This window comes from Euzebyales bacterium (assembly GCA_035461305.1).
GTDB lineage: Bacteria > Actinomycetota > Nitriliruptoria > Euzebyales > JAHELV01 > JAHELV01.
Window position 1 is genome coordinate 1 of sequence record DATHVN010000233.1, and the last position, 10,179, is coordinate 10,179.

At 70.2% G+C, this 10,179-nt stretch carries 12 protein-coding genes and 1 pseudogene; 8 read left to right on the forward strand and 5 right to left on the reverse strand.

Features of this window, described 5'->3' with window-relative positions:
- Nucleotides 1–19: 19 nt before the first annotated feature.
- Complete coding sequence (locus tag VK923_20805; GenBank protein ID HSJ47120.1) at nt 20–1,018, reverse strand: PD-(D/E)XK nuclease family protein; 999 nt, start codon at nt 1,016–1,018, stop codon at nt 20–22.
- Between the two features lie 186 nt (nt 1,019–1,204).
- Between VK923_20805 and VK923_20810 the strand changes: the two genes are divergently transcribed.
- Nucleotides 1,205–2,146: a DUF368 domain-containing protein gene (locus tag VK923_20810; GenBank protein ID HSJ47121.1), complete on the forward strand. Its 942-nt coding sequence runs from the start codon at nt 1,205–1,207 to the stop codon at nt 2,144–2,146.
- 9 nt (nt 2,147–2,155) lie between these two features.
- Here the strand turns inward: VK923_20810 and VK923_20815 are convergent.
- From VK923_20815 to VK923_20825, 3 genes and pseudogenes are all read right to left on the reverse strand, one after another.
- Nucleotides 2,156–3,957, reverse strand: a pseudogene (locus tag VK923_20815) (prolyl oligopeptidase family serine peptidase).
- A gap of 31 nt (nt 3,958–3,988) precedes the next feature.
- Nucleotides 3,989–4,465, reverse strand: coding sequence for a YbhB/YbcL family Raf kinase inhibitor-like protein (locus tag VK923_20820; GenBank protein ID HSJ47122.1), 477 nt, complete (start codon nt 4,463–4,465; stop codon nt 3,989–3,991).
- Between the two features lie 82 nt (nt 4,466–4,547).
- Entirely contained in the window at nt 4,548–5,549 is a 1,002-nt protein-coding gene (locus VK923_20825; GenBank protein HSJ47123.1) for an aminotransferase class I/II-fold pyridoxal phosphate-dependent enzyme, read from the reverse strand.
- Between the two features lie 350 nt (nt 5,550–5,899).
- On the opposite strand from VK923_20825, the gene VK923_20830 reads away from it, so the two are divergent.
- The 5 genes from VK923_20830 (at nt 5,900) to VK923_20850 (ending at nt 7,934) form a co-directional block, all read left to right on the forward strand.
- The gene (locus VK923_20830; protein ID HSJ47124.1) at nt 5,900–6,442 is read left to right on the forward strand and encodes a DNA starvation/stationary phase protection protein; all 543 of its coding nucleotides are present in this window, start codon (nt 5,900–5,902) and stop codon (nt 6,440–6,442) included.
- 62 nt (nt 6,443–6,504) lie between these two features.
- Nucleotides 6,505–6,810 (forward strand): hypothetical protein, encoded by a 306-nt coding sequence (locus tag VK923_20835; protein ID HSJ47125.1) that lies wholly within the window; start codon nt 6,505–6,507, stop codon nt 6,808–6,810.
- A 228-nt stretch (nt 6,811–7,038) separates the two neighbouring features.
- Entirely contained in the window at nt 7,039–7,305 is a 267-nt protein-coding gene (locus tag VK923_20840) for a hypothetical protein (protein ID HSJ47126.1), read from the forward strand.
- Between the two features lie 207 nt (nt 7,306–7,512).
- Nucleotides 7,513–7,758, forward strand: a complete 246-nt coding sequence (locus tag VK923_20845; GenBank protein ID HSJ47127.1) for a hypothetical protein — start codon at nt 7,513–7,515, stop codon at nt 7,756–7,758.
- Nucleotides 7,755–7,934 carry a hypothetical protein gene (locus tag VK923_20850; GenBank protein ID HSJ47128.1) on the forward strand — a complete coding sequence of 60 codons (180 nt, stop codon included), beginning with the start codon at nt 7,755–7,757 and terminating at the stop codon, nt 7,932–7,934. The genes VK923_20845 and VK923_20850 overlap by 4 nt, the downstream gene beginning before the upstream one ends.
- A gap of 51 nt (nt 7,935–7,985) precedes the next feature.
- Here VK923_20850 and VK923_20855 read toward each other — a convergent pair whose 3' ends face one another.
- Nucleotides 7,986–8,375: a hypothetical protein gene (locus VK923_20855; protein HSJ47129.1), complete on the reverse strand. Its 390-nt coding sequence runs from the start codon at nt 8,373–8,375 to the stop codon at nt 7,986–7,988.
- Between the two features lie 439 nt (nt 8,376–8,814).
- Between VK923_20855 and VK923_20860 the strand changes: the two genes are divergently transcribed.
- Entirely contained in the window at nt 8,815–9,243 is a 429-nt protein-coding gene (locus tag VK923_20860) for a hypothetical protein (GenBank protein HSJ47130.1), read from the forward strand.
- 571 nt (nt 9,244–9,814) lie between these two features.
- Nucleotides 9,815–10,179 (forward strand): hypothetical protein (locus VK923_20865; protein ID HSJ47131.1); only part of this gene is annotated, 365 nt, incomplete at its 3' end.

Genomic DNA, 10,179 nt, shown 5'->3' on the forward strand with positions numbered 1-10,179 from the left:
CGTGGGTCGGCGTGGCGCGTCAACCCGCGCGACCGTCCTCCCCGAGATCGAGCGTCAGCTCCTCGCCGAGGTAGCGGGACACGACCTGCTCAAGCTCGGCGATCCGGCGCTCGTCGCGGGCGCGCCGTCGGCGCAGGCGCTTGAGCTCGACGACGGCGAGGCCCGGGACGTCGGGTCCCTCGCCCTCGAACGCGGGGCACAGGCTGCGGTAGTCGCACCAGCCGCACAGCGCTGACGGGCTGGCGGGGAACTGCTCGTCGGCGATGCGCCGGGCGACGTCGCGGATCCGCGCGACCGCGCCGTCGATGTCGATCTCGGAGCGGTCCACGCTAACGCGCAGCCCGGGCACCACGAAGTCGAGCGCGACCCACTCCGGTTCCCGTCCCCACAACTCGCGGGCGGCGAGCGCGTAGATCGCCAGCTGTAGGCTCGACGCGACCTCGCTGCGGCTCCGCGCGCGCCGGTTGGTCTTCCAGTCGACGATCCCGAGGCCGCCGGCCGGGGTGCGCGCCACGTGGTCGATCGATCCGCGGATGGCCACGCCGTCACCGAGGTCGAGCTCGAACCACTGCTCGCAGGCGACCGCCGGACGGTAGTCGGCGGCGTACAGCTCGTGGTGGCGGGTCAGCACGTCACGTGCGTGCCGGTACCACACGAGCTTGCGCTCGCGGTCCATGTCCGCGAAGCCCGCGTCCTCCCAGTGCTCGTACAGCGCGCGGTACAGGACCTCCACGGGAGGTGGCGATGGCAGCTTCTGGCTCCACCACGCCTCAAGCGCGGCGTGGATGGCCGAGCCCCACGACAAGTCCGGGCTCGGCGTGGACGGCAGCTTGTCGACGTAGCGGAACCGGAACCTCAGTGGGCAGCGCTCATAGGTGTCGACCCGGGAGAACGACAGCCTGATCGCAGGGTCACGCGGCGGTGGTGTGGGCATGCCGGGCAATGGCTCTGCGGCGTGCACGAGCCGGGGAGCCGACGGGCCGGCGTCGGCGACGGTGCCCGGGACGGTGCCTGCCATGGCGCAATGCTAGCCACTGGCGCGCCGATGACGGTGCAGGCACACGCGGGGGTGTGGACGGCGCGGACGTGCGCGTGGGCGATCGGCTAGGCTGCGCGCGGTACGTCCGGTGGGCGGGACAGCGACCGCGTCCAGCACATCTTCCGCGACCGGTGGGCGCGATCGCCACGACATCCGGAGCACCAGATGACGACGAGCAACGAGGCCGCGCACGGGACCAACCCTGCGCGGCAGGCCCGTGCCACGGCATCGGTCGTGCACGGCCTGCAGGGCCTGCTCATGGGGACCGCGGACGTCATCCCCGGTGTCAGCGGCGGCACCGTGGCGTTGATCCTGGGTATCTACGAACGGCTGATCGACAGCATCCACGAGATCGCATCCTGCGTGGCGTCGCTGCTGCGTGGTGACCGCGCCTCCGCGAGGGCGAGCTGGCGTCGCGCCGACCTCGGGCTGGTCATCCCGCTGGCGGTCGGCATCGTGGTCGCACTGGGCATCGGCAGCGTCGTGCTGCCGCCGCTGATCGAGCACTACCCGGTCGTCACGTCGGCGGTCTTCTTCGGGCTGATCGCGGGCGCGCTGCCGATCCCGTGGCGCCGCATCGACGTCCGGCGGGGCCTGCACCTCTGGCTCGCGGTGGCCGGCGGGGTGGCCGCGTTCGTGCTGGCCGGCCTGGCACCCGCGACGGTCGAGGATCCGGCGCTGCCAGTCGTGTTCGGAGCGGCGACCGTCGCGATCTGCGCGATGATCCTGCCCGGTGTGAGCGGCGCCTACCTGCTGCTCATCATGGGCATGTACGAGCCGACGCTCGAGGCAGTCCGCGACCTCGACGTCGCCTACGTCGCGGTGTTCATCCTCGGTGCAGCCACCGGTCTGGGGCTGTTCTCCAAGCTGCTCGCGTGGCTGCTCGACGTGCACCAGGACGCGACGATGGCGGTGCTGGTCGGGCTGATGGCCGGATCGCTGCGCCGCCTGTGGCCGTGGCAGGACGACGCCGGCGCGCTGCTCGGGCCGGGCGACGGCGGCGAGGTCGTGCTGGCACTCGTCTGCGTCGCCGTCGGGCTCGCCGCCGTCACGGCGCTGACCGTCATCGGCGACCGCAACGCGTCGACCGACGACACGGCGGTGTGAGGACACCAGTCACCGTTGTGCTGGTGACGTGCCCAGATGATGTGCCACGAAGTCGAGCGCCAGCGCCTGCTGACGGACGTTCTCGGCGACCGCCATCGACCCGTGGCCGGCCTCGAAGACGTCGTAGGCGTGCGGCACGCCGTGGCGTTCCAGCGCCGCGACGTAGTTGTCGACCTGACCTTGCGGGCAGCGCGTGTCGTTGGCGCCCGTGATGATCAGGACAGGCACGTGCACCCGGTGGACGTGGGTGATGGGCGAGCGCTCGCGGTACAGGTCACCACACTCCTGTGGCGTGCCGCCGAACAGCGCGGTGTCGAACTCCTGCAGCGACGGGGACTCGTCCTCGAACGCCGCCTCGTAGTCGGCGACGGGCACCAGCGCGACGGCGCCGACCACGCGTTGGGCATCGTGCCGATGCTCTGCAGTGTGAGGTAGCCGCCCCACGACGCGCCGGTCAAGACGACCCGGTGCTGGTCGGCCACACCCTCGCGCACCAGGTGGTCACGTCCCGCCCGGAGGTCCAGGAGCTCGGGGCGGCCCGGGTCGCCCTCCAGCGCGTCCTGCCACCGCTTGCCGCTCCCGGTGGATCCGCGGTAGTTCGGGCTGAGCACGGCGAACCCGTGATCGACCCAGGCCTGCACGAAGGGGTCGAAGCTGTCCGTCACCTGGGCATGAGGGCCGCCGTGGACGTCGACGACCAGCGGGTGGGGCGGCTGTCCGTCGGGCAGCGTCAGGAACGCATGGACGTCGTCGCCGTCGTCGTTGGCATAGTCCAACGACACCGCCACGGTCCCGTCGGGCGCCCGCAGCCCGGGCGGCGCCAACAGCACGCTGTCCCCCCGGTCGGTGCGCTCCCGCACCGCGGGCGCGTGGGCCGACGACTCGAACACGTACCACAGCGCACCGTCGGGACGGACCCGCGCGGCGGTGACCGTCCCACCGCCGACGTCGACGGGCGTCGCACGGCGGGTCGCCAGGTCGTAGCGCACCAGGGTGCGCTGCCCGCGGTGCTCGTGGGCCAGCAGCAGGGCCGAGCCGTCAGGCCACCAGTCCTCGACCTCGACCTCGCCGGGCAGATCGACCTCGCAGGACGTGCGCGTGTCGGCGCGGACGTCCCAGACCTCGGCGCTGCGACGGCCGGTGCGCTCGACGACCAGGGCGAGGCGGGCGTCTTCAGCCACGGGCGACCACCCGGCGGCGTCGATCGTGTTGCCGAGCCCGTCAAAGACGGCGCTGACGAGCACGCCGTCGGCATCGACGACCTGGACGGTCGGGTGGAGGAAGTCGCCGTGCTCGGTGTGGGACAGCGCGAGCAGGTCGGCGTCGGCGCTCAGGCCCGCGACCGACACGGGACGCGACCGCGAGATGATGGTCCGCGTCACGCCGTCCTCCACCACGGCGATCGAGAACCCGTCGGGGTCCGCGCGGCCGACCGCATGCCGCCTAGATCGCAGGGAGAGGCCCGCGGACCAGCCGGGGGCCAGCCCGGGCGCCAGATCCATGGACGTGCCACCGGCGAACGGCGTCACGACGAAGCGGCCGACCTCGTTGCCGGCGTCGTCGTCGAACCACGCGACCCCGTTGCCGTCGGGCATGAGGACGCCCCACGCGACCCCGGTGGGCTTGTCGGTCAGCGGGAGGTGCCGGTCGGTCCGCAGATCCCACGACCACAGCTGCCGCACACCCGACCGGTTGGTCGTGTAGGCCGTACGGTGCGGTGCATGCCGCGCCCAGGTCGGCAGGCTGCAGCGGACCGCGTGGAACCGCTGCTGCCACGGCGGCATGTCGTTGCGCGTAGTGGGTTCGGTCATCCTGTCGGTACGCGCGGTGCCGGCGTGGGCGTCACGCTATCACGACCAGCTCGGCCGAGCCGAGCACGTGCCCCGACGTCGCACGGCGGATCTCGTTCCGGCGGGCACCCGGCGGCAGGTCGAGCTCGGCGTCCAGCGCGAACAGGCGGAAGAAGTAGCGGTGGGGCATCGCCTCCTCGATGTCGTCGCTGGCCATCGGCCCTGTATAGCCCGCCTCGTCGAACTCGTTGAGCCCCTGCATCAGTTCGACCGGCTCGTCCACGACCGCGTCACGCGGCACGCCCTCGGGCAGTTTGTTCTCGTGGGCGGCGATGCCGTACACGATCCAGTGCGTGAAGACCCCGACCTCGGCGTCGGGATCGTCACAGACCAGCAGGAGCTCGACGGCTCCGTCCGGCACGCCGGTCCACTCCAGTGGTGGGGACACGTTGCCACCGTCGGCGGAGAAGCGGTCCGGCAGGTCCTCGTCTTGTTCGAACGCAGGACTGGTCAGGCGGAACTCCGCCATCGTGTCGCCAACCTCCTCGGCCGGTGTTGTCTCGGTGATCCTCGATGCACGTCCAGCAAACGTGCCCGCTAACCGCCGTAGATTATTGCAGCACGTCGATGATGCGGGTCAAGCCCTTCCGCAGTTCCTCGTCTGACAGGGCACAGGACAGCCGCACGTGGCCCGGCGCGCCGAAGGCCTCCCCCGGCACCAGCGCGACCCTGATCTCGTCGAGCAGCAGATTGCACAGCTCGAGCGACCTCGTGACCGTCCTGCCGTGGACGGGACGCTGCAGGCGCGCGCGGACGTCGGGGAACACGTAGAACGCGCCTCCCCGGCATGGGGCACACGACGTCGTCGACCCACTGAACGCCTCGTGAACGATGCGTCGACGCTGGTCGTAGGCGTCGCGCATGGCCTCGATCCGGCTCATCGGCTCCTCGACGGCGGCCAGCGCCACGCGCTGTGCAACGCTGGACACGTTCGACGTGACGTGGCTCTGCACCCGGTTGATCGCCGCGGCCACGGCCGGAGGCGCGATCGACCAGCCGACGCGCCACCGGTCATCGCGTAGGTCTTGGCGACGCCGTTGACGACCACACCGCGGCGTGATCTCGGGCGCCACCACCGGCATGCTGGCGAACTGCGCCCCCTCGTAGACCAGGTGCTCGTAGATCTCGTCGGTGACGAGCCAGACGCCGGCCGCCGCTGCCCACCGCCCGATCTCGCGGATCTCATCCGGGGTGCACACCGACCCCGTCGGGTTCGACGGCGACACGAAGACCAGCGCCTTCGTGGCAGGGTGCGCGCCGCCTCCAACTGGTCCACGGTGACGCGGTAGCCGTCTGCGGCCGTCGTGGGCAGCCGCACGACGGTCCCGCCGGCGAGGCGACCTGCTCAGGGTAGCTGACCCAGTACGGCGCGGGCAGCAGGACCTCGTCGCCGGATCGACCAGTGCCTGGAACACATTGAACAGGCCGTGCTTGCCGCCGTTGCTCACGGTGACGTGGGCTGGATCGACCTCCAGACCGCTGTCGCGTCCGGTCTTCGCCACGATCGCGTCCCGCAGCGCCGGCAGCCCCGCCGTGGGGGAATACCTGTGCATCGCCGGCTCGCTGCACGCAGCGTGGGCGGCGGCGACGATGTGCTCCGCTGTGGCGAAGTCGGGCCTCGCCCGCGCCGAACCCGATCAGGTGGACGCCCTGGCTGCGCAGCCGCTTCGCCTCGGCGCTGATCGCGAGCGTGGGCTCTCGCTGATCTGGTGCACGCGGGTGGACAGTGCACGCGGGTGGACAGCGCGGCGGTCATGGGATCAACCCCTGGTGCTGTGGTCATGCCGCCGACGGCCGGACCGGGACGCGGAGCACGTCCGCCCGAGGGCGGTTACCGGTCTGGCCGGACGGGAACCCTAGCGGTGTTCCCCCACCATCCCCTCCATGAAGGAGTGCTGCACGCATGGCTTCCCGATACACAATCCCCGGCATGGACCAGGCGGACGCCGAGCGGGTCGTCGACACCCTGCAACGGCGGCTGACCTCGCTGATCGACCTCCAGCTGACCCTCAAGCACGTCCACTGGAACGTTGTCGGTCCGACCTTCATCGGCGTGCACAAGATGCTCGACCCCCAGGTCGACGCGGTGCGCACCATGACCGACGAGACGGCCGAGCGCATCGCCACCATGGGTGGGCAGCCGGTCGGCACACCGGGCTACGTCTCCAAGACGCGTGGCTGGGATGACTACAGTCTGCTGCGCGCGATGACCAACGAGCACCTCGCGGCCCTCGACCTGGTCTACACGGGTGTCATCGCCGATCACCGCGCCGCGATCGCGGAGTTCAACGACCTCGACCTGGTGTCGCAGGACATGATGATCGCCCAGACCGAGCAGCTGGAGATGTTCCAGTGGTTCGTGCGGGCGCATCTGGAGGACGCGTCGGGTGACCTGCGCCACCGTGGTGCCAGCACTGAGCAGGAGGCAGCCGACGCCGTCGACTGACCAGGGCCGGCACGGGCCGGCATGCTCACGGTCGGCGCCGACGGCCGCAACCGCGCGCCATCATGCCCTACCGCTCGAAGACGTCGCGTAACCAGCCGCCCACCAGCAGGTTCGTCTTCGGGCCGGGCAAGTGGATCAGGCACCTGATCAAGCCGACCGAGGACCGGGCGGTCGCCTACATCGATTGGAGTCTCCAGGAGTTCGCGATCGCAGCAGCGCTCTCGGGCGACGCCGCGATGCTGGAGGTCCTGGAGATCGGCGACATGTATCTGACGTTCGCCGAGCTGGCCGGCTGGACACCTCCGGGAGCCACGAAGGCAACGCACCGGGCAGCCCGCGACCGGGCGAAGCCGTGCGTGCTCGCGTGAACTACGGCATGGGTGCCACCACGCTGGGCAGCGGATGGGCGTGCCGCGCTACGTCGCACAGCGGACACTGCGGGAGTTCGCCAAGAGGTTCAAGGTCTACTGGCAGTGGGCCGAGAGCCGCATCGACCAGGGACACTGGAGACCGTCTTCGGGTGGCCGCTGCAGGTGCGTTCCGTCAGGCAGCACCGCACCGCGCGCAACTTCCCCATGCAGGGCAACGGCGCGGAGATGCTGCGCCTGGCGATCAGCCTGGCCTACGAGCGCGGTATCGAGGTGGTCGCGCCGGTGCACGATGCCGTGATGATTGAGTCCGGCGCGTCCGACATCACCGACGCCGTGGACGCCATGCAGCAAGTGCATGGCCGAGGCGTCGAAGAGGTCCTGGACGGCTACCCGATCGCCACCGACGCCGAGATCACGGTGTGGCCCGACCGCTGCACCGACGCCCGCGGCGCGGATCTGTGGGGCCAGCTCACGCGGCTGTTGAGACCGTGAGCGTGGACCGCACGTGGCCCCAGCGTGGACCGCTCGTGGCCCAGCGTGGCACCAGCGTGGCCACGTGGCACCGGCGTGGCCCCTTGGCATGGACCCACCCTCGTGCGCTTAGGAATATGAGAACGAAAGATCGAAACCCCTCTTCTGTGGATCAGTCCTTCATCCGCAGGAGTGGTACGCCGCCCGCACACAAGGAGCCAGCCCGTCATGCCCCCACACTTGACCTTCGAGGAACGCCTCGAGCTGATCCGACGCCTACGTGACACCGATCCGCTGGAGATGGTCGAGGCGATGATCGAGAAGATCGGCACCGGGATGCTCGATCAGCTCGACGCCGCCTCGAAGGATGGCCGGCGTCAGTTCTACGACGGCATCCCGCGCGTCAAGGCAGTCATGCCCGACCAATTCGAGCACCTCATCGAGAACAACCCACCCGGGAGCTGCACGCCGTGACCGACGCGCCGTTCAACGGCGTGACGATGGATGACGAGGGCCGTTTGCTGATCGTCGTCGGTGACGGCGCGAAGGGCCTGCTTATCGAACTAGACCCGCAGCTCACCGCCCTTGTCGCGGCCAAGCTCGACGGCTACTACGAGGCGAGCGTCCCGGACACGCCTGGGTTGACCTAGCGGCAGACCGCGGCGGACCGCGCGGAAGGGTAGCCCACCGCGGCCTGCGACCTATACGGGGGTCGAGGGGACCGCGCCGATGTACGCCACGGCGAACCCGAACCAGCCGATGACGGCCACCACGTTGGTCGCGATTCCCGCGATGGGCACGCCCAGCCCGAGCCCACCACGCTTCGCGCGGAAGAATCCCACGCCTGCCAGCGGCGCGCCGATCATGGCCAGCGGCAGGGCCAATATGCCCAGGAACGGCACCCACACGATGGCCAGTGCAATGATGCCCAGCACCATGCCCGCCATGCCGTTGCTGCCGTCGGCCGGCGCCAGAGGTGGTGCTGTGCCTGGTGGGGGCTCAGGCCAGCGCCCGCCTGTCCAGTGCTCGCCGGTCAGGCCGTGCATGTCACCGATCGGGCCGGTCGGGTGGTCACGCTCAGGACTGCTCATCACACCGCTCCTGTCTGATCGTCGCTCAACGCGGTCATGGGCCCGCCCACGACGTCGCTGCCGCCGCATCTGGCGCACGATGGCGCTGCCGCAACCCATGTGTTGAGGTAAGCGCGGTAGGACTGACAGTCAACGTATCACAGGCACGTGATCCTCCTACCACCTGGGCGCTGTGCACTTCGCGTTCGATCGCACAAGCGCACAAGCGACGTGAACCTTCGAGCAATGGTTTACACTTACGCGCATGACGTTCGATCGTGCGGCCGTGCACGGCGCGATGACCCAACGTCAACGAGGCGCGGTGCGCCACAGTGCGCTTCGGTTCCGCATAGCGAGCTGACATAGCGAGCAGAGCAGGATTCTCTCCCCTGGGGAGGCCCGCCGCCCAGCGGCCGACGACGGTGGGCCATCCCTGGCCTCGGACCCAGGAGCACGAAGCATGATCTCTGACCGCCAGCGCGCGCTGCTGCGCTTCCCACCCCGTCAGATCCTCAAGCGCGCAGCGGCGACGGGCCGCCTGCCTGACGAGCAGGAGCTGCGCGAGCTGTCCATCGACGATCGCAGTCGCGACCGTGTGCGCGAGGCGGCTCGACACGTGCTGGACGTGGCGCAGCGTGGCGGCATGCGAGCGCGGCACCAGGCGGCTGACCTGGCCGAGCGCCTGGCCGTCGAGATTGCCGAAAGCGTGCGGCGTGAGTTCGCGGACTCCGTGCCCGTCGAGCACGACGACGGTCCCGACTCTGGCGAGCTGGCCGAGCGGATCATTGCGCTCCGTGGCACGCACCCGACGAGCGCAGAAAGCGCCCAGGAGCGCGCTACGCGCCTCGACGTCCTGCGCATGGTCAACCATCCCCGCAGCGATGGCTGACGCGCGAGAGCGGGCCTACGCGGCCGCTGCCGTACTGGCTGACGCGCTCTCGCTCGTCGGCTCGCCAGCGAGCATCGTTGAGCCTGAGGTCATCGCCGGCAGGGCAACGGGTCGTGTCAGGGTCGTGCTGAGGGAGGACGCAGCACGAGCCCTCGCGCGGCGCCTGACCCGACGCGCCGGTGACACTGACGCGGCGGCATGACGCCCCTGGGGAGGAATCCCCGTCCCGTCCCGTCGGGAGACCCAGAGCCTTAGCGCCCCTTCTCCCTCCGGCAGATTCTCTCAGCGAACAGCACCGGGAGGTGATGTAGTCGATGAGTCCGGAGGACAGATCGGCTGAGCGTCAACTGAAGCGGCGGCTCATCGGCGGCCTGGCAGTCGCAGTGCTGTTCGCGATGGCCTGCCTGTGGCTCTGGCTCCCCAGATGGGACTTCCTCGTCGAGCCGGTCGCTCCCGACGTGCGCGACGAGATCGCTGAGGCGTCGAGGCGGCCACTGATCCTTCCGAGCGGGCGCGCCTCCGTTTCGAACTCGCCGCCCTCGAACAGGAGGACGGCGCGCGGCGAAGCGGGTTGCGCGGCACGATCGCGCAGGTCGGCACGGCGCTGCTCGCGGGAGGTGCCGCGGCCTGGGCCGCGCTGGCAGCCTGGGGGCAACTGCAGGACAACCGCAAGGAGGCCGAAGCCGCTCGGGAGGACACCGACGAGCAGCTGCGCCTCTCCCCGGGAGGGCTTCGACTGTCTCAGGAGCGCACGGCGGAGGAACTCCGCCTCTCACGGGAAGCTGTCGTGTTGTCACGGGACGCTCAGCTGGTCGACCGCTTCACCCGTGCAGTCGCCAACTTGGCAACGAGAACCTCGATGTGCGGCTCGGCGGGATCCACGCGCTGGAGCGGATCGCCAATGACTCAGAAGGGGATCTTCCGACCGTCGTCGCG